This window comes from Streptosporangium sp. CA-115845 (genome assembly GCF_050943795.1).
GTDB lineage: Bacteria > Actinomycetota > Actinomycetes > Streptosporangiales > Streptosporangiaceae > Streptosporangium.
On sequence record NZ_CP191988.1, the window covers coordinates 5544789 to 5570359 of the forward strand.

17 protein-coding genes and 3 tRNA genes are annotated in these 25571 nt (G+C 71.5%); 9 read left to right on the forward strand and 11 right to left on the reverse strand.

Annotation, left to right across the window (positions count from 1 at the left end):
- Positions 1-172: 172 nt before the first annotated feature.
- Positions 173-1627 (forward strand): IclR family transcriptional regulator domain-containing protein, encoded by a 1455-nt coding sequence (locus ACQP0P_RS27195; RefSeq protein WP_433359308.1) that lies wholly within the window; start codon positions 173-175, stop codon positions 1625-1627.
- A 613-nt stretch (positions 1628-2240) separates the two neighbouring features.
- Here the strand turns inward: ACQP0P_RS27195 and ACQP0P_RS27200 are convergent.
- Positions 2241-3173 (reverse strand): sulfite exporter TauE/SafE family protein, encoded by a 933-nt coding sequence (locus tag ACQP0P_RS27200; protein ID WP_433359313.1) that lies wholly within the window; start codon positions 3171-3173, stop codon positions 2241-2243.
- A 534-nt stretch (positions 3174-3707) separates the two neighbouring features.
- Here ACQP0P_RS27200 and ACQP0P_RS27205 point away from each other — a divergent pair.
- Positions 3708-5003, forward strand: coding sequence for a cation:proton antiporter (locus ACQP0P_RS27205; protein ID WP_433359315.1), 1296 nt, complete (start codon positions 3708-3710; stop codon positions 5001-5003).
- Positions 5004-5082: 79 nt separating this feature from the next.
- On the opposite strand, the gene ACQP0P_RS27210 is transcribed toward ACQP0P_RS27205, so the two are convergent.
- The 9 genes from ACQP0P_RS27210 to ACQP0P_RS27250 all read right to left on the reverse strand — a co-directional run bounded on the left by ACQP0P_RS27210 (position 5083) and on the right by ACQP0P_RS27250 (position 15305).
- The gene (locus ACQP0P_RS27210; protein ID WP_433359317.1) at positions 5083-7647 is read right to left on the reverse strand and encodes a DUF4118 domain-containing protein; all 2565 of its coding nucleotides are present in this window, start codon (positions 7645-7647) and stop codon (positions 5083-5085) included.
- Positions 7648-7700: 53 nt separating this feature from the next.
- Positions 7701-8561, reverse strand: coding sequence for a potassium-transporting ATPase subunit C (locus tag ACQP0P_RS27215; RefSeq protein WP_433359319.1), 861 nt, complete (start codon positions 8559-8561; stop codon positions 7701-7703).
- Entirely contained in the window at positions 8562-10673 is a 2112-nt protein-coding gene (gene kdpB, locus ACQP0P_RS27220; RefSeq protein WP_433382129.1) for a potassium-transporting ATPase subunit KdpB, read from the reverse strand.
- A gap of 20 nt (positions 10674-10693) precedes the next feature.
- On the reverse strand, positions 10694-12355 hold the full coding sequence (gene kdpA, locus ACQP0P_RS27225) for a potassium-transporting ATPase subunit KdpA (protein WP_433359321.1): 1662 nt from the start codon (positions 12353-12355) through the stop codon (positions 10694-10696).
- A complete protein-coding gene (kdpF, locus tag ACQP0P_RS27230; RefSeq protein ID WP_350928668.1) occupies positions 12355-12444 on the reverse strand; it encodes a K(+)-transporting ATPase subunit F in 90 nt (29 codons plus the stop codon). Before kdpF ends, kdpA begins: the two co-directional genes overlap by 1 nt.
- 650 nt (positions 12445-13094) lie before the next feature.
- Positions 13095-13167 (reverse strand) — tRNA-Leu (locus tag ACQP0P_RS27235).
- A gap of 107 nt (positions 13168-13274) precedes the next feature.
- A tRNA-Pro gene (locus ACQP0P_RS27240) sits at positions 13275-13347 on the reverse strand.
- Between the two features lie 120 nt (positions 13348-13467).
- A tRNA-Gly gene (locus tag ACQP0P_RS27245) sits at positions 13468-13539 on the reverse strand.
- 776 nt (positions 13540-14315) lie between these two features.
- Positions 14316-15305: a radical SAM protein gene (locus ACQP0P_RS27250; protein WP_433359323.1), complete on the reverse strand. Its 990-nt coding sequence runs from the start codon at positions 15303-15305 to the stop codon at positions 14316-14318.
- A gap of 247 nt (positions 15306-15552) precedes the next feature.
- Here ACQP0P_RS27250 and ACQP0P_RS27255 point away from each other — a divergent pair, with 247 nt between their 5' ends.
- Genes ACQP0P_RS27255 through ACQP0P_RS27285 form a run of 7 tightly spaced genes read left to right on the forward strand, consistent with a single transcriptional unit; the run spans position 15553 to position 22893 of the window.
- Positions 15553-15780 (forward strand): hypothetical protein, encoded by a 228-nt coding sequence (locus ACQP0P_RS27255; protein ID WP_350928642.1) that lies wholly within the window; start codon positions 15553-15555, stop codon positions 15778-15780.
- Between the two features lie 18 nt (positions 15781-15798).
- Positions 15799-16842: a radical SAM protein gene (locus tag ACQP0P_RS27260; protein ID WP_433359326.1), complete on the forward strand. Its 1044-nt coding sequence runs from the start codon at positions 15799-15801 to the stop codon at positions 16840-16842.
- A complete protein-coding gene (locus ACQP0P_RS27265) occupies positions 16839-17639 on the forward strand; it encodes a sugar phosphate nucleotidyltransferase (RefSeq protein ID WP_433359328.1) in 801 nt (266 codons plus the stop codon). Before ACQP0P_RS27260 ends, ACQP0P_RS27265 begins: the two co-directional genes overlap by 4 nt.
- Positions 17636-18886 (forward strand): DUF6365 family protein, encoded by a 1251-nt coding sequence (locus tag ACQP0P_RS27270; protein WP_433359330.1) that lies wholly within the window; start codon positions 17636-17638, stop codon positions 18884-18886. The genes ACQP0P_RS27265 and ACQP0P_RS27270 overlap by 4 nt, the downstream gene beginning before the upstream one ends.
- Before the next feature lie 7 nt (positions 18887-18893).
- A complete protein-coding gene (locus ACQP0P_RS27275) occupies positions 18894-19805 on the forward strand; it encodes a radical SAM protein (RefSeq protein ID WP_433359332.1) in 912 nt (303 codons plus the stop codon).
- 5 nt (positions 19806-19810) lie between these two features.
- Positions 19811-21067 carry a polysaccharide pyruvyl transferase family protein gene (locus ACQP0P_RS27280; RefSeq protein ID WP_433382132.1) on the forward strand — a complete coding sequence of 419 codons (1257 nt, stop codon included), beginning with the start codon at positions 19811-19813 and terminating at the stop codon, positions 21065-21067.
- A complete protein-coding gene (locus ACQP0P_RS27285) occupies positions 21064-22893 on the forward strand; it encodes a B12-binding domain-containing radical SAM protein (RefSeq protein WP_433359334.1) in 1830 nt (609 codons plus the stop codon). The genes ACQP0P_RS27280 and ACQP0P_RS27285 overlap by 4 nt, the downstream gene beginning before the upstream one ends.
- Here the strand turns inward: ACQP0P_RS27285 and ACQP0P_RS27290 are convergent.
- Positions 22804-25569 (reverse strand): helix-turn-helix transcriptional regulator, encoded by a 2766-nt coding sequence (locus ACQP0P_RS27290; RefSeq protein WP_433359336.1) that lies wholly within the window; start codon positions 25567-25569, stop codon positions 22804-22806. The genes ACQP0P_RS27285 and ACQP0P_RS27290 overlap by 90 nt on opposite strands.
- Positions 25570-25571 lie beyond the last annotated feature (2 nt).

Here is a 25571-nt window from a genome sequence, read left to right on the forward strand (position 1 = left end):
CTGGGCCCGCTTCCGGGTCTCTTCCCGTGTCTTTCCGCACGACGCTCCGTCCGATCCGCAGCGCCCACCGGGCGAGTTGTTCGCCTAGTGAACTTTAGTTCGCTAATGTGGACATGAGTATCTGCATCGGAGGCGCTCCTGTCAAAGGGCCTCCGCTGATCGAGGAGTGCCGATGGAACCGGCCGGAACCCTGGAACGTGGCCTGGCCGTGCTGCGCGCACTGTCCGCCGAGCCCCGGCGGACGCGCGCCACCGACCTGGTCCGCACCACCGGTCTGGCCAGGTCGACGGTCGATCGCGTCGTGGTCACCCTCCTACGCCTGGGCTACCTCCGGGCCGAGAATCGCGACCTGCTGCTCGCCCCTCCCCTGGCGGAGCTGGGCGCGGCCTACCTGACCTGCAGCGTGCTGCCCCAGGCGCTCGGTCCGCACGCCCGGCGGCTCGCCGACGAGCTGGACGAGTCGGTCTCGCTGGCCGTACCGGACGGGGAGAACGTCCGGTTCATCGCCCAGTTCACCCGGCGGCGCACTCTATCGATCACCTTCCGGGTCGGGGACGCGCTCCCCGCCGCCCGCTGCGCTGCCGGACTGGTCCTGCGCGACCCGGACGCGCCGTGGGCCGAAGACGATCAGCTCGTCGAGCCGGGCCTGATCGCGGTCGCGCTGCCGGTGCGCAACCCGGACGGCAGGGCGGTCTGCGCGGTGAGTGTGGTCAGCCACACCAGCAGGCACGGCATCGCGGGCCTGCGCGAGCACGCCCTGCCCCGGCTCCGCGCGACGGTCGCGGCGATGGAGGCGGCCCGGAAGGAGGGCTCACCCGCTTCCCGTCCCGCCGGGGCCCTGGACTCCTCGCGGGCCGTGAAGGCGGAGTTGGGCGCGGGGTACCTCCAGTCGCTGGCCCGCGGCCTGGCCGTACTGGTCGCGCTCGGCTCGGTGCCCGGCGGGCTCACCCTCGCCGATGCCGCCCGGGCCACCGGCCTGCCCCGGGCCACCGTACGGCGCGCGGTCCAGTCACTGGAGCAGCAGGGGTACGCGGCGGCCGAGGGTGCCCGGTTTGTCCCGCTGCCCCGGGTGCTGGAGCTCGGCTACTCCCACCTGTCGGGGTTGACCTTCCAGCAGGTCGTCCAGCCGCACCTGGCAGACCTGGTGGCCCGGGTCCGCGAGTCGGCCTCGGTCGCCGTGCTCTCCGGCGACGACGTCGTCTACGTGGCGCGCGTGCCCACGGCCAGCATCATGAGCGTCGCCGTCACCGTCGGCACCCGCTTCCCCGCCTACGCCACCTCCATGGGCCGCGTCCTCCTGGCGGACCTGCCCGAGGAGCGCCTGGCGGAGATCGCCCCCCAGCCGCTGACCCGCCACACGGTCGCCTCCCCGGACGAGCTGGCGGACACCGTACGGCAGGCGGCCCGCGACGGCTACGCCCTGGTCGACCAGGAGCTGGAGGAGGGCGTCCGCTCCATCGCCGTACCCATCCGCGACCGCATCGGCCACACCGTCGCGGCCCTCAACGTCGCCACCCACGCCAGCCGCGCCACCCCCGACGACCTGGTCCGCGATATCCTCCCCACCCTCACCGAAACGGCCTCCCGAATCGAGACGGACCTCCGCCACCTCCCCGCAACCCCATAACCGCCGCACCCGCTCCAATCGCCCACCATCAGGTTCCCGTACCGCCCGGACCGGCTGACGGGGAGAGCTTGGCCGACGACGACCAGGGCTGGACCGACCCTCATTACCAGTCACGGGACGTCGGGTGCTACCTCTCTCACGCACTGCGCACTCCGATGACCGCACTGCGAGCCGAGTTGGAGGAAGCCGCGCTGCATCCCGAACAGACACACGTGTCACAGTTGGTGGAGCGCGCTGTGCAGCCTCGACCGCCTGGAGTGCGTTGTCGCCTCCCTGCTGGGAGAACCTCGACCCAGCAGATGTCTCCAGCCGGTGTGATCCCGCACTCCCTCGTTCTGCCGCATCGGTCCACTCGCCGGTCCGCTCGGCCGACCACCTGGCGGGGCGCCCCTCACGCCGTCCTGCCACAACGGCGGCACGGAAGGCGTGAACAGCGCGTGAGATCGGTACCGCCGCCGCCCACAGGACCTCGCCGTCTTTCCTGACTGACACGCGTACGGGCTCGTACGAGCGGCGTACGATCTTCGCATGACACCCGGCATGCGGAAGGCCTCCCTTGCCACAGACAGGGGAGGCCTTCGCGCGGAACCACGGCCGGATCGCGCCGCCGGGCTCAGCTGGGGGAACCGGCGGTCTCCTGCTCTCCGGAGCGCTTGAACTCCACCTCGACCGCCTCGTTGTCGCGGTCACGGCGGTACTCACGGAGCGAGTAGGCGATGGCGGCGGCCCAGATGGCGGCGATGATGATGTAGGCGGCCGCCTGGACTCCGCCGGAGGCGTCGACCCAGTCGCTGCGCAGCAGGGTCCGCACGTTGGTCAGGACGATGACACCGCCGACGGCGGAGCCCAGGATGCGCGGCGGGATGTGGCGGACCAGCCAGGCCGCGATGGGGGCCGCGATGACGCCGCCGAGCAGCAGGACGGCCACCCAGGAGAAGTCGATGTTCTCCGAGCCGATGCCGACGAAGAAGCCGATGCTGGCGGCGATGGCGACCAGGAACTCGCTGGCGTCGATGGAACCGATCACCTTGCGCGGTGCCAGCCGGCCGCTGGCCAGGATCGCCGGGGTGCCGACCGGACCCCAGCCGCCGCCGCCGGTGGCGTCGACGAATCCGGCCACCAGGCCGAGGGGCGCGAGGAAGCGCTTGCGCAGCGGCTTGCCCAGGTTGCCGCGCGGCAGGCCGAAGGCCGTGAAGCGGACCAGGACGTAGACACCCAGCGCGAGCAGGATGATCGACATGACCGGGGCGGCGACCTCGGTGGACAGGCCGGACAGGAAGGTGGCTCCCGCGAACGCGCCGACGGCGCCGGGGAGACCGATCTTGGCGACGACCTTCCAGTCGATGTTGTCGAACCGCCAGTGCGACACGCCGGAGGCGAGGGTCGTGCCGATCTCGGCGAGGTGGATGGTGGCCGAGGCGGCGGCGGGGTTGGTGCCGATGGCCAGGAGTAGCGTCGTCGAGGTGACACCGTAGGCCATGCCGAGGCTGCCGTCGACGAGTTGCGCCGCGAAGCCGACCAGGCCTAAGAGGATGAGCGCACGCACGACGCCCCCTTCCTATTTTCCCTACTATGTCGATAGGAAACATCGTTATTGAACTTCAGGGCGGCGTCAAGTCACGTTTCAAGCAAGGCGTCTCAAGTCGTGGACATCCTCGTCTCACCCGGCACCGGCCGGGCACCCCCGAGGGTCTGCGAGCCGTACGGCGGCCGGCCCGCGTCCCCGCGGAACCGGGTGCCGGGGATCCGGAAACCGGACACCGCCCCCGCCCCGGCCCCGGCCCCGACCACCTCAGAGGGCCCTGATCCCCGCCCAAGGCGGTCGAGCCACAACACACCTCCACCAGAGCCGGCAGGCGAAGCCTGATTAATCAGGCGATACCTCGCACAGAACTGCGACGCAAGTACTGCCGCATATTTTGGGCAGCTCTTCAAGGATTGATTGCCGATCTTTGCTTTGCCAGGCTCTACACCGTGCCGTCCTGACTGGGGAGAGGGGGCGGCACCTTGGAAATCGGAGAGGTCTGTCGTGCTCGTCACGCTTGCGGCGCCAGTGGCGCCGATCGCCGCACATCAACTGTTGATCTTCCTACTCCAGGTGGGGCTGCTCCTGCTACTCGCCCTCACCTTCGGCCGTCTGGCCGGACGGCTCGGCATGCCCGCCGTCGTCGGTGAGCTGTTCGTCGGGGTGGTCCTGGGGCCGTCCTTCCTCGCCCATGTCGCGCCGGGCCTGTCCACCTGGCTGTTCCCACAGGACAGCGCCCAGTTCCACCTGCTCGACGCGGTCGGGCAGATCGGCGTGCTGCTGCTCGTCGGCATCACCGGCATCCACATGGACATGGGGATGGTCCGGCGCAGGGGCGCCACGGCGGCCGGAGTCAGCATCGGCGGGTTGCTGGTGCCGCTCGCGTTCGGCATCGGCGCCGGATTCCTGCTCCCGGCCACGCTCATCCCCACCGGAACCGAGCCACTGGTCTTCGCGCTCTTCCTCGGCGTCGCGATGTGCGTCAGCGCCATCCCGGTCATCGCCAAGACCCTGATGGACATGGGGCTGCTCCACCGTAACGTCGGGCAGCTCACGCTCACCGCGGGCATGATCGACGACGCGTTCGGCTGGTTCATGCTGTCGATCGTGTCGGCCATGGCCACCACCGGCCTGCGCGCGGGAAGCGTGCTGGTCTCGCTGGCCTGCCTGCTGGCGGTCGTGATCTTCGCGCTCACCGTGGGCCGCCCGCTCGTGCGGCACTCGTTCCGGCTCACCTCCCGGGACGAGGATTCCGGCTCGTCCGTCGCGACCGCGGCCGTGCTGATCCTGCTCGCCTCGGCCGCCACGCACGCGATGGGCCTGGAGGCGGTCTTCGGTGCCTTCGTCTGCGGCATGCTGATCGGTACCGCAGGTGGCGTCGAACCGGCACGGCTCGCCCCGCTGCGCACCGTGGTGCTCTCCGGCTTCGCGCCGATCTTCTTCGCCACCGCGGGGTTGCGCATGGACCTGACGTCCCTGGCCGACCCGATGGTGCTGCTCGCCGGGCTCGGCATCCTGACCGTGGCGATCGTCGGCAAATTCCTCGGGGCCTACGCCGGAGCACGTGCCAGCAGGCTCAACCGGTGGGAGGCCCTGGCCCTGGGCGCCGGGCTCAACGCGCGGGGCGTCATCGAGGTGGTCGTGGCCATGGTGGGCCTGCGGCTGGGCATCCTCAGCGTCGAGGTCTACACGATCGTGGTGCTGGTGGCGATCGTGACCTCCCTCATGGCACCGCCGATCCTGCGCTGGGCCATGGCCAGGGTGGAGCAGACCACCGAGGAGGAGCTGCGCAGGAACGAGCAGCTCGCCTGGTCGAAGCAGTCCCAGACGAACAGCGCCGACCCGCTGTAGCGAAACGCCGGCCCGGCCGCGAGGGCCGTCCGCCCCGTCCGTGGACGGGGCGGACGGCCCTCGGCGATCGGGACCCGGGTCACATGCCCTCCTCGGCGAAGTACGCCCGCGAGTCCGGGGAGACGGGAAGCGTCAGGATCATGGTGAGACCGCCCCCGGGCGTCTCATCGGGAAGCAGCGTGCCGCCCATCGCCTCGGCGAGCCCCCGGGAGAGCGCGAGGCCCAGGCCGACACCGGTGTGGTTGTCGCGGTCGCCGAGCCGCTGGAAGGGCATGAAGATCCGGTCGTAGTCCTCGGAGGGTATGCCCGTGCCGCGGTCGACGACGCGGATCTCCACGTGATCGCCGTGCCTGCTGGCCGTGACGAGGACCTTCATGTCCTCGGGGCTGTAGCGGACGGCGTTCGACATGAGGTTGACCAGGATGCGTTCCAGCAGCACCTGGTCGGCGACGACCTCGGGCAGCTCGGCGGAGAGGCCACCCGCGATCCGCCGGGACAGCTCGCCGAGATCGTCGATGGCGCGCGGCACGATCTCCTCCAGCGCGGTCGCCTCCAGCACCACCCCGAGCACCCCCGCCTGCAGCCGGCTCATGTCGAGCAGGTTGGCGACCAGGCGGTCCAGCTTGGCCAGGGACTCGTCTGCGGTGGCGAGCAACTCCGCCCTGTCCTCGGGGGACCAGTCGACGTCGGTGGCTCGCAGGCCCTCCACGGCCGCCCTGGCCGAGGCGAGCGGGGTGCGCAGATCGTGGCTGACCGCGGCGAGCAGCGCGGTGCGCATCCTGTCGGCCTCGGCCAGCGGCCTGACCTGCTCCGCCTCCTCCTCCAGCCGGTCCTGCCGCAGGGCCACGGCCGCCTCGGCGGCGAATGCCTCCAGCACCCGCCGGTCGGAGGCCTCGAGCAGCCTGCCCCGTACGGCGAGGACGAGCCGCTCGTCGATCACCACGTCGGTGTCCGCGGCGCCGGGCGAGGTGCAGGGCACGTCGACGCCGGCGGCGGCGACGATCCGCCATGCCTCGGGGTCGGCCTGGTCCTCGGGCACCGGCTCTCCGGTGCGTTCCAGCAGGGTGACCGAGGACAGGCCGAAGGTCTCCCTCAGCCGGGCGAGCAGCGAGGCGAGCACGTGCTCGCCGCGGAGCACGTGTCCCGCCAGAGTGGAGAGGATCTCCGCGTCGGCACGGGCGCGGGCCGCCTCCCTGGTCCTGCGGGCGGCGAGGTCGACGACGGCGCTCACCATGACGGCCACCAGCACGTAGACGCTCAGCGCGAACAGATTCGCCGGGTCCGCGATGGTGAAGCCGGCGAGCGGCTCCGTGAAGAAGTAGTTGAGCAGCAGGAAGCCGAACACGGCCGCGGTGACGGCCGGCCACATGCCGCCCACCAGGGCGACCACGATCACCGTGAGCAGAAAGAGCAGTATGTCGCTCGGCAGGTTCACCCCATTGCGAAGCAGGTGCAGTCCCAGCGCCAGAACCGGCAGCCCGAGTATCGCGAGGACCCAGCCGGCCACCCGCCTGGGGCGGGCCAGCGCGGCCCGCGACGGGGCTCGGTCGCGCCCTTTCTTCACCTCCTCGTGGGTGATCATGTGAACGTCTATGGACCCCGACTGCGCGATCGTGGTCACCCCGACTCCCCGGGAGAGGATCTGGGCGAACCTGCCGCGCCGGGACGCTCCCAGCACCAGCTGGGTGGCGTTGACGCCGCGTGCGAAGTCGAGCAGGGCACGCGGGACGTCGTCGCCGACGACCTGGTGGTAGGTGCCGCCCAGGTCCTCCACCAGCGTGCGCTGGCGGACCATGCTCGCCGGATCCACTCCGGCCAGCGCGTCGGCGCGCGTGACGTGCACGGCCAGCAGGTCGGATCCCTTGCTCCTGGCCGCGACCCTGGCGGCCCGGCGCACCAGCGTGTCGCCTTCCGGGCCGCCGGTCAGCGCGACCACGACGCGCTCCCGCGCCTCCCAGGTGCCGGAGATGCCGTGCTCGGCACGGTAGCGGTCGAGCTGCTCGTCGACCTTGCCCGCGACCCACAGCAGGGCCAGCTCGCGCAGCGCGGTCAGGTTGCCGACCCTGAAGTAGTTCGACAGCGCCGCGTCGACCTTCTCCGGCGCGTAGACGTTGCCGTGCGCCATCCGGCGGCGCAGTGCCTCCGGGGCCATGTCCACCAGCTCCACCTGGTCGGCTCGGCGCACCACCTCGTCGGGCATCGTCTCGCGCTGAGCCACCCCGGTGATCTCCTCGACCACGTCGTTGAGCGACTCCAGGTGCTGGATGTTGACCGTGGAGACGACGTCGATGCCCGCGTCGAGAATCTCCTCGATGTCCTGCCAGCGCTTGCTGTTGCGCGAGCCGGGCACGTTGGTGTGGGCCAGCTCGTCGATCAGCGCGACCTTGGGCCTCCTGGCGATGACGGCGTCCACGTCGAGCTCGGTGAACGTGCACCCGCGGTGGTCCATGCTCCTGCGCGGGACGATCTCCAGGCCTTCGAGCAGTTCCGCGGTACGGGGACGGCCGTGGGTCTCGACGAAGCCCACGACCACGTCGGTGCCTCTCATGAGGCGGCGGTGGCCCTCGGAGAGCATCATGTAGGTCTTGCCGACCCCCGGGGCGGCCCCGAGGTAGATGCGCAGCCGCCCCCGTCTTACGTTCATCACATCTCCTTGAGTGTGGAGACCCCGGTCCCTGGCCGGCACCGGGGCGGAGGTCAACCTCTGTCGAGCGCCAGGTTGAGCGCGAGGACGTTCACCGCAGGTTCACCCATGAAGCCGAGGGTGCGGCCCGTGGTGTTCTCCGCGATCAGCTGCCTGACCCTCTCCACGGGTACCTCGCGCGCCCTGGCCACCCGGGCCGCCTGGAGTTCGGCGTAGGCGACCGAGATGTCCGGGTCAAGGCCGGAGCCACTGGCGGTGACCGCGTCGGCGGGCACGACCGCCCGGACCGTCGTGCCGCGGACCGGAACGGTACGGCCGGCCGCGTAGCTCTCGCCGGGTCTACCGCACTCGACCCTGACACCACGGTACTCGGCGACGAACGGGGGCGCGGGGCAGGCCTGGTTGATGCTGACGGCCCTGGTCGGGGTACCGGCCGCCGGGAAGACCTTCAGCACGGCACCGACGCCGTCGGGCGTGCAGTACGGCCGGGTACCGCTGACGCCCTCCAGTTCCCCGACGGCCCTGGAGCGGGCGCAGACCTGGGTGAGCAGGCTCCGCCTGCCCTCGCCGCCCCTGGCACCCGGAACGGGCAGGACGTCCACGATGTCCTCGGGTCCCAGGTTGCTCGCGGCGGTGGAGAGCATGTCGTAGCCGTCGCCTGCCACGGACGGCCGGCTCTGGAAGTACCTCCCGACGGGCCTGCCTGCGGCGTCCGTGAAGTTCTGGCCGACGAGCGCGCTGCCCACCTCCCTTCCGTCCTTCTCCACCAGGGAGCCGTTGGCCCCGTCGTTGAAGGCGACCTGGGCGATGCCGGTGACCACCAGCGGGTAGAGGGCACCGGTGATCAGGGTCAGGACGAGCAGCGTGCGAAGCGCGGCGAGATACCTGTGCATCCAGATCGGCATGTGTTTCATTTACGACATCCCCGGAAGGAGGTGGATGAGAAGGTCTATCAGCTTGATGCCGATGAAGGGCGCGATGATGCCGCCCAGACCGTATACGCAGAGGTTGCGGCTGAGCAGCTTCGACGCGCTGGAGGGGCGGTAACGCACACCCCGCAGGGCGAGCGGGATCAGCGCGATGATCACCAGGGCGTTGAAGACGACCGCGGACAGGATCGCCGACTGCGGGCTGGCCAGCCGCATGATGTTCAGCGCGTCCAGGCCGGGATAGACCGCCGCGAACATCGCGGGAATGATCGCGAAGTACTTGGCGACGTCGTTGGCGATCGAGAACGTGGTCAGCGCGCCACGGGTGATGAGCAGTTGCTTGCCGATCTCGACGATCTCGATGAGCTTGGTCGGGTTGGAGTCGAGGTCGACCATGTTGCCGGCCTCCTTGGCGGCCGACGTGCCGGTGTTCATCGCCACCCCGACGTCGGCCTGCGCGAGCGCGGGCGCGTCGTTGGTGCCGTCGCCGGTCATCGCGACCAGCCGGCCGCCCTCCTGCTCCGACCTGATCAGCGCGAGCTTGTCCTCGGGAGTCGCCTCGGCCAGGAAGTCGTCCACTCCCGCCTCGTCCGCGATCGCCTTGGCGGTGAGCGGGTTGTCACCGGTGATCATGACGGTGCGGATGCCCATCCGGCGCATCTCGTCGAACCGCTCGCGCATGCCCTGCTTGACGACGTCCTTGAGGTGAATGACCCCCAGCACCCGCGCCCTGCCGTCGACGATCTCACCGACGACCAGCGGGGTACCACCGGAGCCGGAGACGGCGTCGACGATGCCTCCGACCGCCTCGACGGGATGGCCGCCGTGGTCGCGGATCCACTTCATCACGGCGGTGGCGGCGCCCTTTCGGACCTGGCGGCTTTCGAGGTCGACACCGCTCATCCGGGTCTGCGCGGTGAACCCGATCCACTGGGCGCGGGCGAGTTCTCCCGGCAGGCGCTCTCGCAGGCCGTGCTCCTGCTTGGCATAGATCACGATGGAGCGGCCTTCGGGGGTCTCGTCGGCCAGGCTGGCCAGTTGTGCGGCCTCCGCCAGTTCTTCCGCGGAGACTCCGGAGGCGGTCAGGAACGCCGACGCCTGCCGGTTGCCCAGGGTGATGGTGCCGGTCTTGTCCAGCAACAGGGTGTCGACGTCCCCGGCGGCCTCGACCGCGCGGCCGCTCATCGCGAGCACGTTGCGCTGGACCAGCCGGTCCATGCCGGCGATGCCGATCGCCGACAGCAGTGCCCCGATGGTGGTCGGGATGAGGCAGACCAGCAGCGAGACCAGCACGATGCCGGTGACACCGTCCTCGGTCAGGGCCGGCGAGTCCGGGACCCCGGGGTTCTGGGCCTTGGCGTAGATCGCCATCGGCTGCATGGTCGCGGTGGCGACCAGAAAGATGATCGTCAGGGCGGCCAGCAGGATGTTGAGTGCGATCTCGTTGGGCGTCTTCTGCCGGCCGGCGCCCTCGACCAGGGCGATCATCCGGTCGATGAAGCTCTCGCCGGGCCGCTGGGTGATCTGGACGACGATCCGGTCGCTCAGCACCTTGGTGCCGCCGGTCACCGCCGACCTGTCACCGCCCGACTCGCGAATGACCGGGGCCGACTCGCCGGTGATGGCCGACTCGTCCACCGAGGCGATGCCGTCGACCACGTCGCCGTCACCTGGGATGATCTCCCCGGCCTCCACGACGACGAAGTCTCCCCGCAGCAGTTCGGGAGCCCCGACGACATCCCACTCGGTGGAGTCGCGGTCACGCAGCCGCCGCGCCGTGGTGTCGCGCTTGGCAGCGCGCAACGTGGCCGCCTGTGCCTTGCCGCGCCCCTCGGCGACGGCCTCGGCCAGGTTGGCGAAGAGCACGGTCAGCCAGAGCCATACGACGGTGGCCCAGGCGAAGAACGAGGGGTTCACCACCGCGAGCGCCGTGGTGAAGGCCGCGCCGATCTCGACGATCAGCATCACCGGGTTGCGCCAGAGCGTGGCCGGATCGAGCTTCCTGAGCGCCTCGGGCAGCGATGTGATCAGTTGCCCGGGGTGGAGGAGACCGCCGCCCACCCTGCCGTTCCCGGGGGCGGGGGTATGTCCCGGCATCTGGAACGTCCGGGTGAACCTCACTGGATTCCCTCCGCGAGCGGGCCGAGTGCCAGGGCGGGCAGGAAGGTCAGCGCGACGAGGATCACCGTCACACCGACGACCATGCCGACGAACTGCGGCCGGTAGGTGGGCAGGGTGCCCGCCGAGGCGGGCACCGGCGCCTGCACGGCCAGGGAACCGGCCAGCGCGAGCACGAAGACGATCGGCAGGAACCGGCCGAGGACCATGCACAGGCCGAGGACCACGCTGTACCACGGCGTGTCGGCGGTGAGGCCGCCGAACGCGGAGCCGTTGTTGTTGGCCGCGCTGGTGAAGGCGTACAGCACCTCGGAGAAGCCGTGCGGGCCGCTGTTGAGCATGCCGGCCCGCTGCTCGGCCGAGCCCATCGCCAGTGCCGTGCCGGTCAGCACCAGTACCGGCGTGACCAGGAAGTACATCGCGGCGAACTTGATCTCGCGGGAGCCGATCCGCTTGCCCAGGTACTCGGGGGTACGGCCGACCATGAGCCCGGCCACGAAGACCGTGATCACCGCGAGGACGAGCATGCCGTACAGACCCGCGCCGGCGCCGCCGGGGGCGACCTCGCCCAGCATCATGTTGAACATCGTGATCATGCCGCCGAGCGCGGTGAACGAGTCGTGGGCGGAGTTCACCGCGCCGGTCGAGGTCAGGGTGGTGGCGGCGGCGAAGGTGGCGGAGTCGGGCACGCCGAAGCGCATCTCCTTGCCCTCCAGCGCGGCGCCCACCGCCTGCGGGACCGTGCCGCCGTGGGCGGTCTCCAGCCCGGTGAGCAGCGTGACGCCGATCAGCGCCAGGATCCCCATGACCGCGACGATCGCGTAGCCCTGCCGCCTGTCGCCGACCATGCGGCCGAAGGTGCGGGGCAGCGCGAAGGGGATCAGCAGGATCGCGAAGATCTCCACCCAGTTGGTCCAGCTCGTGGCGTTCTCGAAGGGGTGCGCCGAGTTCGTGTTGTAGAACCCGCCGCCGTTGTTGCCCAGTTCCTTGATGATCTCCTGGCTGGCCACCGGGCCGCCGGTGATCGCCTGGGTGCCGCCGGTCAGGGTGGTCACCTCGTGCGGGGAGGCGAGGTTCTGGACCAGTCCGCCCGCCAGCAGCACGACCGCGCCGACCAGGGCGATCGGCAGCAGGACGCGGAGGGTACCGCGGACCAGGTCCACCCAGAAGTTGCCCAGTTCCTCGGTCTCCCTGCGGGCGAGGCCGCGGACCAGGGTGATCGCCACCGCCATGCCCACCGCGGCGGACACGAAGTTCTGCACCGCCAGGCCGGACATCTGCACCAGGTGGCCCATGGTGGACTCACCGGAGTAGGCCTGCCAGTTGGTGTTGGTGACAAAGCTGACCGCGGTGTTCCACGCGACGTGGCCGGTCACCGGCGGCCGGCCCAGCGAGAGGAACAGCCTGTCCTGCAGCCGCTGCAGCCCGTAGAGGAAAAGGACGGAGACCGCCGAGAACGCCAGCAGGCTGCGGGCGTAGAGACCCCACCGCTGCTCGACGTCCGGCCGGACGCCGACGAACCGGTAGATCATCCGCTCGGGGGCGAGGTGCCCGGCGCCATGGTAGACGCGGTACATGTAGTCGCCCAGCGGCCGGTGGACCACCGCGAGGGCGACGACGAGGGATCCGATGAACAGGATTCCGGCCGTGGTCGACGTCATCAGAAGCGCTCCGGGAAGAGCAGGGCCACGACCATGAAGATCACCAGGCCGACGACCACGACCAGACCGGCCGCGTTGACGGTACTCACAACCGTTCCACCGCCTTGACGACCAGCCCGAGGATCGCGAAGACCGCGATCGTCAGGGCGACGAAGATGACGTCTGTCATCCCCACTCCTCGCATCCGGGATTTGTTCTCACCGCCGCCCGACGGGCAGGGCACATGCAAGGAAAGCGCTGCTTTCCGCGCTTATCGCGCCTCTTGACGGTTTCCATACGCCCCGGCACCCAGGCTTGACACCTCCCCCACACGGGGCCCGGCATACCTTGACGACCGCTTGACACCCGATCACCGGCTCTCGACGCCGTGCGGACGAGCGGGTGTGCCGGCGACGCGCCGTGCTCTCACCCGTGCCCCGGCCGTCGACCGCCGGGCGTCGCGCGAACGACCCCGCGGACGGAAGGCTCTTCTATGATCGGAAAGGTGGCTGCCCCGACCTCCCAGTGCCCGGGTCCTGCTGGTCGACGACGACCGCCTCCTGCTGTTCCGGTTCCAGGCTCCCGCGCACTGGCCCGTCGAGCACTTCTGGGCCACGCCGGGAGTTCCTGACCACCCGGGAGCCGGTCTTCCCCGTCAACCCGCCGGCCCTGCTGCCCGGGGACCCTCCCGCCGAACCGGTCCTGCTGCCCTGGCGAAGCGGCGGACAGCCACCCCTGCCGTCTCCGGCGTCGTATCGCGTGCCGCCCCAGGGATTCGAACCCTGAACATCCGCGTCCTGAGCGCGGCGCCTCTGCCGTTGGGCCAGAGCGGCCGGGCGCGCCGGGCGGCGCGCCGGTGGTGCTGTGTTCGGTAGGTGCCCGCCTCCCGGTGACGGTCACCACGGCTCCGTATCGCCCGTGTCGCGGTGACACGGTGTCGTCGGAACGGCAGGAGTCGAACCTGCGGCCTTCCGGTCCCTGGCCGGACGCTCCTCCTGCTGAGCTACGTTCCGTCACGCGTCCGGGCCGGTTGGCGTGGGCCGTACCGGACGCGCTGCGGGCCTGCCGACCGGGCGGGGGTCGCCACTCCCCTCGCCGAGTCCCAGTCCCATGGCCCTCTTCTTTCAGGGCGGAGCCGCAGCGGGGACTCGAACCCCGTCCTGCCAGGTGGAAGCCGGCTGCCTTACCGGTTCGGCCTCTGCGGCGTGTCTCCCCGGAATCTCCCGGGGGGTGAATCCTTTCGCGCCCATCGGAAAGGGAGCCCGAACGGATTCACGTTCAACGTGCTGCACTGTGAAGTTGTCCATCTCGGAAATCAGCCGTCCGGTTAGCACCGCGAAAGCGGCCGTACCCGGCCGAGGAAATGAAGAAGCCGCCTGCGACGGGGTCTCTGGCGGCTCGGCGGTTTCCCTTTCGGGGTTTATCCGCCTGACCGTCCCGGGACCTGACCGAGGCTGTTGAGCAGGGAAGACGCGAGGAGCTTCAGCTTCCACACCGGCGATGCACCGTGGTTCACGGCCGCTCCTTTCCCTGAGCCGGAGCGGGCGCCCCTGCCTTTGTTCATTGAAGGGCAAAGGCGGCCCCCGGCGCCAATGATTTTTATCGGGGTTCATTTCCGGCGGCGGCTTCCGCGATCGGCGCGGAATTCACCTCTCCCCCTCACACGTGGCCCCGAGCCGGCCGGGTCCCTCTCGTCGTACCGAGGGGCGGCCGCCGGGTGGCGGGCCGCGGTGCCCTCATCCCAGCCGTGTCGCGGTTGTGGAGGGGTGCGGGTTCACGCATGATCGACAGAAGGGATCGATCTCATGGGAGTGACGCGGAGATCAGCCACCGTGCCTCCGCCGAGCGGGTGGTCGCGCTGCGCCGGGCTCTGTTCGGCTGACGGCGTTCAGCTGACGGCGTTCGGCTGACGGCGTTCGGCTGACGGCGTTCAACGACGGTGCACCCGGAGCCTGCCCTCCGCCCTCGCGGAGAGGTGGGCTCACCCCAGGGAGTCCGCCTCCCCCGGCGGTGAAAGGAGCGCCAGCGCGTGCAGGAGGGCGTCGCGCTCGCCCGCGGCGCGTCTCAGCATGTGGTGGCAGATCCGGCAGATGCCGGAGAACTCCCGCTCCGCGAGGTCACGGTAGCGGGGCAGGGCGGTCAGCGCCTCCGTACCCAGGGAGCCGAGGACCGCGAGGAACGGGTCGGCGGCGAGATCGGCCAGGGCCCGGCGCACACCGTCGCGGTCGCGGGCCACACGGCGCAGGTCGGACGGGCCGGCCCCCATGATGACGTTCTCGTCGCAGCAGGCCGAGATCCGCCCGTCGTAGCGGACCGTCGGGGTGTGCGCGATCGCGCACCGGCCCAGCCGCGCGCCGGGCACGCGGCGGGCCTCGGGGAACAGGCCGCGGGCGCGGCCGTACGGCAGCGGCGGGACCGGGTGGATCTCGGCGAGATCGCGCCAGCCGTCCCCCAGCGCGCCGGAGAGGAGGTCCCGGGCCGCCTCGATCTGGGCGGGGTCGTCCAGCACCTGCGCCACCAGCCACGCGCCCTCGGCGGCGACGGCGCGGGCGGCGGCGGCCACGGCGGCGCGCGGGCTCGGGTGGTGGGCGTCGACGCCCAGCACGACGCAGGCCGACAGGCGCAGCACGGACCGGATCCATCCGGGGGGATCACCGCCCGCGCCCCAGTACCCGCTGGTGTAGGGGACCAGCGCCTTGCCCGAGGCGTGGATCCGCCGGGCCGCGTGGGCGAGGGCACGCCGCTCCACGAACGGTTCCCCGCCGGAGACTCCGACGACCCGCAGCGCCTCGTCTTCGCAGAGCCCCTCGACGATCTCCGCGAAGAGGGCGTGGTCGGTGACGCGCGGGCTGTCCGGGCGGGAGTCGACCGAGCAGTGCGCGCAGCCGACCGGGCACCGGTCGGTGATGAGGAGCAGGGCCGACCTTCCGCGTTGCCGCCGCAGGGCGTCGAACTCGGCGAACCTGAGCATGCCCCCGACGTTACGCCGCCTCGCGCCGCGGTGGCCGCCCCCGCCCGCGCCGTGCGCCGTTTACGCCACACCGGTGGGAATCTAGGCCACCGCGCGTGGCCGGGCAGCCGGTCCGAGGTGTGCCCTCCGCCTCCTGGCGGCCCCGGAATACGCCTGCCAGGCGGTGGTTCGGAGGCCGCCGGATTCATACCTTGATCGCGTGGGAAGCCCGACCGGCCCACGAAACCCCGTCCCATGGGAGGGACCAATGAGCGAGTCGTCTCCACGCGTTCGCGATCTCGTGCAGCGCGCCGCATCCGACCCCGGGTTCGCCGAGCAGCTGCTCAGCGACCCCGAGTCGGTCGCCACCGAGTACAACCTCGGCGCCGACCACATCGACCAGATCAAGGAACTGGCCGGCGCCGGCCTGCTCAAGCCCGCAGTCCAGGCGCACACGGTCCCCGTCAAGGAGCCCGGCGGCGGCGGCTACTACTAACCGCCTCTGGGGGGTGTCGTGCACTTCAACTCGATACTGGTCAGCGTCACCGAGATCTGCACCGTGGGCTGCCGGCACTGCGGCTTCACCGGCTCCACGCGGGACCGCCAGCCGACCGCGGACGAGATCGGGCGCTGGGTGGCACAGGCGTGTGACAGCGGCATCCCGGAGATCATCTTCACCGGCGGCGAGCCCTTCCAGCGATTCCGGATGCTCAGATCCGGGGTCGGGGCCGCCGCCGGCCACCCCGGCAGGCCGCGGATCTCGGTGTTCACCAGCAGCTTCTGGGGCCGCTCGGCCGCGACGGTGGACAAGATCCTCGGGCAGTTGCCCGGCCTCACCCGGCTCTTTCTGAGCACCGACGTCTACCACCAGGAACGCGTCCCCACCCAGCACGTGGTCAACGTGATCGAGGGGGCGATCGCCAGGGAGATCCCCGAGATCAGCCTCTGCATCACCGTCGCCGAGGACCACGAGGAGGAACAGATCCGCGGGCTGTACCGGCGCTTCGAGGACCGGGTACGGGTGCATGTGGACCGGGTGATCCCCACCCCGTTCATCAAGACCGCGCACCAGGTGGGCCTACCCCCCGACCCCGAGCACTTCTCGGCCTCGTGCTACCTGGAGACCCCGCTGATCAACCCGAACGGCGACCTGTCCGCCTGCCACATCGGCAAGGCCGGGGCCTACGTCACGCTCTCCGACCTGGCCTACTTCATGGGCAACCTGCACGAGAAGTCGTTCCAGGAGATCCTCGCCGACGCCGACCGCAACTACGAATACCAGTTCCTGCGGGTGTACGGGCCGCAGGGCGTGGCACGCATGGTGGCCTCCTCCCCCGCGGTGCGCGGGCTGTTCAAGGGGGCGACCTTCACCAATGGCTGCGACCTCTGCTACAAGATGCTCCGCTCACTCGACGGGCGGGCCCGGCTGCGTGAGATCGCGGCCGACCCGTTCCAGCGCGAGCTGATCGACGCCATCCGGCTGGTCCGGTTCGGCGAGCGACCTCCCGAACCGCGGCCCGCGCCCGGCGCTCCCCAACCAGTAAGGAGTGGCACTTGACGAGCACGGACTTCGTCGGACTCGTACCCGCCGCCGGCCGGGGCACCCGGATGGCCCCGCTGCGCTACCCCAAGGAACTGCTGCCCATCGTGTACGAGCAGGCCGAGGGAGGCGCCCGGCTTCGTCCCGTCGCCGAGTACGCGCTGGAGTCGCTGGCCGGGGCGGGGGTCGGCAGCGCGATCGTGGTGGTGGCTCCGTGGAAGCTGGAGGTGGTCGCCTATCTCGGGGACGGGCACCACCTGGGCGTCGACATCGCCTACCTCCTCCAGGAGGAGGCGCGCGGCCTGGCCTGCGCGCTCGACCTGGCCCGGGGATGGACCAGGGGGCGCCACGTCGTGTTCGTCATGCCCGACACGATCTTCACCCCGTCCGACGCGCTGACCCGGCTGCGCCGCGTCTACGAGGAGACGGGGGCCGACCTCGCGCTCGCGGTCTTCCCCACGCCGGACGCGCACCGACTCGGCCCGGTGACCCTGCGCGGAGACCGGGTGCACCGGGTGTTCGACAAGCCCGCCGACCCGCCGGTCATGAACACCTGGGGCGCGGCGATCTGGGGAGACGCCTTCGCGAGGCTCCTGCACGAGGGGCTGCTCCAGGACACCCGGGAGAAGGCCCCCCAGCACGACAGCCACCGGAACGGTGAGCCGGTGCTCGGCCACTACTTCGACCTCGCGGTCCGCAGCGGCCTGCGGGTCCGCGCCGTCGAGTTCCCCGGCGGCGCGTTCCAGGACGTCGGGACGCCGCTCGCCGTCCGCCGGTCCATGGAGGGCCCCTCACTTCTGGCGGTGGGTCCGTGAGGCTTCTCTTCTTCGCGATGAGCAGCGCCGGATACGGCGAGACGCTGATCGGCATGTCGCTGGCCCGCCAGCTCAGGGTGGCCGGAATCGAGAGCTTCTTCATCGTCGAGCCCACGTCGGAGAGGCTGCTGCGTGGCAGCGGGTTCCCGTACCTGGTACTGAACAACTCGATGGGCACCTTCGCCACGCTGCTGGTGGACGAGACGGTCCGCGACTTCCGCCCGGACGCGATCGTGCTGTCCGACTACTTCACCTACTGCGGCGTGTTCCCCAAGCGCTACGGCGTCGACCCGTGGTTCATCGAGCGGTACGGCCTGCCGATCATGCCGATCGACATCTGGGAGTGGGCCAACACCGAGTTCGCGGTGGACGTCTTCCAGGGCAAGGCGATGGGCGTCGCCCGGCGGATCATGGACATGCCCACCCACCTGCGCCCGGTACCGGTCTGCCACCTCGACTCCGACTCCCGGACGTACCCCTTCCGCCTGTGGGAGGGCAACGAGCGGGTCAGCCGCCGCACCCGCCACCACCTGCGCGAGACGTTCGGGATGGCGCCCGAGGACCGGATGGTGCTGCTCGCGGTGGCCGGATGGCAGCAGGACAGGTACGCCGACGAGAACGGCGACCGGATCGCCGACCAGGTTCCCGAACTGCTCGTGCACTACCTGCGGCAGCTGCCGCCCAGCGCCCGCTTCGTGCTGGTGGGCAGCGTGCCGCCGGTGCTGGCGGACCTGGCCGACCGCGCCCACGTCATCCCCGCCTGCTCGCCGCACCGGTTCAACGTGCTGCTGGGTTCGGTCGACCTGGTGCTGACACTCAACCTGGGCGCCACCACCCTGGCCAGGGCCGTGCTGTCCGACATCCCCGGGCTGGTGCTGACCAACCGGTTCGACGTCCCGGAAAAACCGGACATCGACCGGGTCGAGGCGGAACTGTCCGGCCTGTCGGAGGACGTGCGCTCCTGGCTGTCGCGGACCCTGCCCATGTACCCGTTCCGGATGTGGCCGCTGGGGTTCCACAGCTTTCTCGACCCCATCGTGGCGAAAAATCCATACATGTCGACCTTCGCTCACGCCGAGCTGCTCGACGAGCCCGCCGTACTGTCCACGCTGCACGGCGTGCTGTACGACCGGGGGGTCCAGGACGGCCTGGCGCGTGAGCGGGCCGCATACCTGGAGACGCTGACCGATCATCCCGGCACCCCCGAGGTCTTCGCCTCGGCGGCGCGCCGCCTGGGCCTGGTGTGAGGTGGACATGAAACAGCTGAGCATGCACGTGACCGACCTGTGCAACGAGAAGTGCGGCTTCTGCGTCGTGGGGTCGCCGCTGGCGAAGTCCGACAGCGTGGAGTACGGCGACCTGATCCGCTTCCTCGCCGAGAACTCGGGGCAGGGATACACGTCGGTGAACCTGCACGGCGGGGAGCCGACGATCCATCCACGCCTGTTCGAGCTGCTGCGTACGATCCGGCTGCTGGAGTACCCGCGTGTGGAGATCCAGACCAACGCGCGCCGCCTGAAGGACCCGGAGTTCACCCAGCGCCTCGCCGAGGCCGGGGTCGAGCTGTTCGTGGTCTCGCTGCACGGCTCCACCTCGGTGATCCAGGACTGCCTGACCCAGACGCCGGGCGGGTTCGACGAGACGATCGAGGGCATCCGCAACGCCAAGCGCTCGGGCGTCGCGGTGCGGACCAACACCGTCATCACCCGGCTCAACATGGGCCGGTTGATGGACATCTGCCGGCTCTGTGTCGAGCTGGGGGTCGACCACGTCAACATCTCCAACCTGCACCCGGTGGGCAGCGGCTTCTTCGCCCTCGACATGCAGGCGCCCACGGTCGCCGAGACCCGCAGGCACCTGCTGCCGGTGATCGAGATGATGCTCGCCTCACCGGCGCGGCTGACGCTGGAGGGCTTCCCGCTCTGCGTGGTCACCCCGCACGAGGCGCTGGCCATCGAGGACGGCACACGCTCGATCCGGATGATGTACCAGGGCAACGTCCTGGACGACTACGACGCGTTCATGGACGAGCAGATGCGCTCGTACGGGCCGCCCTGCGACGGCTGCCCGCTGCGGACGCAGTGCGGCGGGGTCTACAACGAGTACGCCGAGCGCCGCGGCTGGGAAGAGTTCGGCCTGCGCCAGCCGTTCGCCATCGGCGGGTGAGCGAGATGTCCCGGCAGATCGCGATCTGGGCGGGGAGCAGCCTGCCCAACGTCGGCGACCGGCTGCTGGCGGCGGTGACGGAGGCCGAGCTCTCCCGCCGCCTGCCGGGTGCCGTCTTCGGGCACTTCTGCCCGTGGAGCACGGCGGCGGAGCCCGCGCCGCTCTGGGTGGACGGGGAAGGGCGCTGGCCCGGCGCGGGCTCGTTCGACGCCGTCGTGATGGCGGGCGGCCTGTGGAGCGGCCCGCCGTTCCGGCACCCGATCATGCAGGTGTTCTGCCTGGGCGGCGACCCTCGGGCGTTCGACCCCGGCATGTGGGTCGCCTGGCACGGTGTGGGCCTGCAGGACGACACCCCGGCGGCGGCGCGCGACGACTGGCGCGGCTACCTGAGGGCGGTCCGGGAGCGGATCGACCACCTGACCGTGCGCGGCGCGGGAGCCGCCCTGCGGATGGGCGAGGCGACCGGCGTGCCGGACACGACCGTCGTCCCCGATCCCGCCTTCGCGCTGGAGCCGCTGCCCCGGCCGCCGCGCCCGGGGCGGCGCCGGCCGCTGATCGGCGTCGCCGTCGGCGCCCCGGGGGTGACCTCGCAGCTGGTCACCCACCTCGTCGGCCGCAACCTCGCCGGGCACGGCGCGGCGGACCTCGCGCTGTGCGTGCCACCGGAGCAGGTCATGGCCGAGGCGACGAGTCCCGGGGAGCGGGCCGCCGCGCTGGGGTTCGTGACGGAGCTGGGGCTGACGCTGATCGAGCTGGCGGGCTTCGCCGACATCGAGCTCATCACGGTGCCCAACATCTATGGGGACGAGGAGGTCGGCGCCCGGTTCGCCCGGTCGGTGCCGGGCGCCCGTATCCGGGAGGTCCCCCTTCGGAGAACCTCCACCGGAGCCGAGGAGCTCACCGAGGCCCTTTCCCGCTGCGACCTCGTCCTCGTCTCCCGCTACCACAGCGCGATCCTCGCACTGCGCGGCGCCACCCCGTTCGTGGCGGTCGACCCGTTCTGGAGCCGCCGCAACGGCACGAGCAAGCTGCACGAGCTCACCGGCGAGCTGGGCATGGCGCACCGCTACTGGAACGCGCACACCGGCGAGGACCTCATCGGGATCGTGGAACGCGCGCTGGACGAGGAGCCGATCGAGGCCGCCGCCTACCGGGAGGCGCACGCGCGGGCGACGGCCGCCTTCGACGACCTCGCCGAGGCACTGCGCTCCGCACGGCCGAGAGCAGTGACGCCGAGATCGACAGCGGGGAGATCGTCATGACCCTGAAGGCCGTACTCGTCTACTCCAACGACGACGGGTTCTCGCTGGGGGTGGAGCTGATCCGGGCGGCCGTGGCCGACCGCCTCCCCCCGTCGCGGGTCGAGCACCGGGTCTGGTTCCACGAGGACGTGGGCAACCTGGCCGAGGACTACCTGGGGCACTACAACGCCTTCATGGCGCGGCTGTTCGACTACCGGCCGGACGTGATCTCCTTCTCCGCGTTCGTATGGAACCACGATGAGTTCACCCGGATGGGACGCATCGTCAAGCGGCACCTGCCGGACTGCCGCGTCGTGTGGGGCGGCGCCCAGGCCAACTCCCGGCGGATGGCCGCCCACCTGCTGCGCGAGTATCCGTGGCTGGACCTGGTGCTGCGCGGCGAGGCCGAGGAGGCGTACCCGGACCTGCTGGAACAGCTGGCGCGGGGCGGCGACCTGGACGCGGTGGCGGGCCTCACCCGGCGCGTCGACGGCGAGCCCGTGCACAACGACGATCCGCCCGACGTCGACCTGGGCGCGCTGCCGCTGGTCTTCACCGCCGACAGGCTTCCCCTGGAGCCGATCCTGCGGCGCAGGCCCGGCGCGGTCCTGGCCTACGAGACGGGCCGGGGATGCCGGCAGAAGTGCAGGTTCTGCCTCTACAGCGCGCCGAAACTCCGCGCGTTCCCGATGGAGCGGATCGAGCGCGAGCTGACCTACCTGCTGGCCGGGAGCATCCCCTACCTGCGGATGTGCGACGCCCACCTGGGCATCTCGCGGCACCGGGCCATGGAGATCTTCGAGATCGTCGCCGAGCACAACCGGGGGACGGTGGTGGACGTCTACCCGGATGTCAAACACGTCGACCTCGACTACGTACGGGCGATGAACCGCGCCGGATGCCGCGTGATCACCCTGGGCATCCAGTCCTCCGACGCCGACACCCTGCAACTGGCGGCCCGCAGGTTCGACCGGCGGCGGTTCGCCCAGGCCGCCTCCCTCATCCGCCGCCACCACAACCACGCCCTGGCCGCGGACATCATCATCGGCATGCCGGGGGACAACGCGGACAAGGTCCGCGACAGCGTGCGCTTCGCCTACGCGAGCGGGGTGGAGAAGGTGCACTTCGCGCCGCTGATGGCCTTCCCCGGGACCGACTTCTTCGAGTACGCCGAGCAGTACGGCATCGAGTTCTTCGACTTCCAGCCCCCGCTCGTCGTCAGCTCGCGTGGCTTCGGCACCGAGGACTACCGGCGGGCGATGGTCTTCGCCGGGCGGGTCGAGGCGCTGCAGGACATCGCACCCACCCTGCTGCGCTGCATGATCGCGGTCGCGAACTGCGACGTCGCGGACTGGGCCGAGCGCCTGGACCTGGGCTCCGGCACCGACCCCGCGCCCCTCATCGAGGAGGCGGACCTGCCCCCCGGGGTGCGCCGCCTGCTGCTCGACGGGCTCGCCTGGGACGCGGCGGTCCGAGCCCAGCGGGCGACGACCGCGCAGGATCCACCGGGGCTCGCCGACGGCGCGCTCGTCGCGGGCGTCGCGCCGGACGCCGTGCACTGGGCCGACCACCCCGTCCACCTGCTGCTGCGCGACTTCACGCTGACCTTCGACGCGCTCGCCCACGAACGCCAGGGCTACCTGTTCCCCCGGGGCGGCACGGTGGGCTACCCGCTGACCGGCCCGCTGCTGGCCGCCTTCGAAGCGGCCGCGGTGGGAATCACGGTCGGTGAGTGGCGGGACAAGACGCGGGCCGGCTCAGCCACCGAGCCGGCCCGTGAGGTATGCGACGCGGCCTTCAGGATCCTCTGCGCCACCGGGGTCGTCGCGCTGCGCGAGGAGGGGTGAGTCCTGCTCGCGCAGGGATCTGGCCCGTGAGTCGTACTCGCGGGCCAGATCCCTGCGCGAGGACAGGCCGAGCTTGGCGAACACGCTGGACAGCTGGGCCTGAACCGTGCGGGGCGACACGAAGAGCTTCGCGCCAATCTCGCGGTTGGTCAGCCCGCCGGACGCCAGCAGGGCCACCTGGCGTTCGGCCCTGGTCAGGGCTGCCCAGCCGACCCCCCGCCCGCGCGGCCCCCGGCCCCGGCCCGCGTAGACGACGGCCTGGCCGACGTCCAGCCCGGCGCCCTCGGCCCACGTGGCGGCGAAGGCGTCGGCGCCCAGCGCCGCGCGCACCCCGGCCAGGTCCGCCTCGTGCTGCGGCGCCATCGCCGGGGGACGTGACAGCCCCAGCCGGTCGCGCAGCGACTGGGCCGCGCCGAACAGCCTGGCGGCGTGCTCGTGGCGGTGGTGCCCCGCCGCGAGCCCGGCCATGGCCTCCAGCGAGTCGGCCGTCTGGGCGCGCAGGCCCATGGCGGCACCGGCTCGCAGCGCCGAGTGGTGCGCGGAGGCGGCACGGACCGGGTCTGCGCACCGGGTGACGCGGCCGAGGGTGAACAGGCACCGCCAGGTGAGCGGCCGGTCGTCGGTCTCGCGTGCGCGCGCCATGGCCTCCTCGGCGAAGGTGAGGGCCGCGGCGGCCGCGGCGGCACCACCCGAACCCAGGATCGCCGCGCCGAGACCGGCCAGCCCCATCGCCGCCAGCCGCGCGGCGGTGCGCTCGCCCACCTCGGCCACCTCGGAGAACACCTCCCTGGCCGCCTCGTACTCGCCGATGTCGAGCAGCATCCTGCCGAGCGTGTCAAGGCAGTCACCGAGCAGCGGCGGGGAGCCCGCGGAGCGCGCGATCTCGACCGCCTCGGCGAGCCGCTCCCCCGCCTGGCCGTACCGTCCCCGGCAGGAGGCCACCTCTCCCAGCCCCCTGAGCACCGCGGCCCTTCCCCAGACGTCGCCCATCCGCTCGGCGACGGCCAGGCTCTGTCCGAGCGCGCTCTCCGCCTCCGCGTACGCGCCCTGGTAGACGGCCACCTGCGCGATGGCCAGCAGGCCCATCTCCAGGCTCAGTTCCGAGCCGTGCCTGCGGCCGACGGCGACGCACCGCTCCAGTGCCGCGCGTGCCCCGCTGAGGTCCCCCGCGGCGACGCGGGCGTGCCCGAGCAGGACGAGGGGCGCGCAGTTCCACGCGTGGCCCACCGGCGCCCTGCCCTGGGCGGCGAGCTCGGTGAGGGTACGGCTGGCCGAGGCGGGCTCGCTCATCGTCCGCAGGCCCGCCAGCACCGCGAGGGCCCGGGTCTGCCCGGCCTCGTCTCCCAGCTCGCGGAACATGGCCAGTGCCCGGCGGCAGGCGTCCGCGGCGTCGGCGTACTCACCGAGGGCGCAGGAGAGCACCGCGGTGCTCAGCGCCGCGGCGGCCGGCACCTCGCCGTGGACCAGCCCTCCGGCGGAGACCAGCGAGGCGAGCCAGCCGCGCCCCTCGCGCGGGCGGCCCCGCACGATCCAGTACGTCTCCAGCGCGCTCGCCAGCCTGGCCCCGACCGTCGCGGGCCCGCCGGAGACGCACCAGCACAGGACCGCCCGCATGTTGGCGTAGGCGGCCTCGACGCGTTCCAGGTGCGGCGTGGCGGCGCCCGTGGTGAGCGCCTCCGCCGCCCGCTCGGCCAGCGCCGCGTAGTACTCGGCGTGGCGCGCCCGCACGGTCCCGGCTTCGCCGTCGGCGCGCAGTTCCCGCCCCGCGTAGGCGCGCACGACCCGCAGCAGCCGGTAGCGGGTCACGGTGCCCGCGGTGTCGCACTCGACGAGGGACCTGGACACGAGTCTGGCCAGGAGGTCGACGACGACGTCGGGCCTGATACCCGCGCCCGCGCAGACTCCCTCCACGTCGTCGATGACGAAGCCGTCCTCGAACACCGCGAGCCTGCGCAGCAGCAGCCGCTCCCGCCCGGGGAGCATCTCGTGGCTCCAGCCGATCGCCGCCTCCAGCGACCTGTGCCTGGGGTGGGCGGTGCGGCTCCCCCCGGCCAGCAGCCGGAACGGGTCGTCGAGCCGCTCGGCGATCTGCGCCGGCGACAGCATGATCGAGCGCGCGGCGGCGAGCTCGACGGCCAGCGGCAGGCCGTCGAGGCGGCGGCAGATCTCCTCGACCGCCTCTGCGGTCTCCGGGCTGGCGGGCCGTCCCTGCGCCGCGGCGCGTTCGGCGAACAGGCGGGCGGACCGCGCCACGTCCAGCGGGGCGAGGCGGTAGGTCACCTCGCCGGGAACGCTCAGCGGCTCCCTGCTGGTGGCCAGCACACGGAGTCCGGGGTGGGTGCCGAGCAACTCCGGAACGGTCACCGCGCACCGGTCTGCGACGTGCTCGCAGGTGTCGAGCACGAGCAGCGCGGGCCCGTCGCCGGGGACCACGGCAAGAGCGTCGAGGCCGGTGAGATCGCCGAGACCGGCGGTCAGGTCGCGAAACCAGATCCCGCCGGGATAGGCACCGGCCCGGGTGAGAGCGTACGCGTTCGCCAGCCGGGTCTTGCCGACCCCCGGCGCGCCGGTGAGCGTGACGAGCCGCGCCGCGCCGAGCAGGTCGCGCAGGCCGGCGAGTTCGGCATCGCGGCCGACGGGGTCGCCGGACCATCGCCGGGGCAGATCGCCGTCCACCG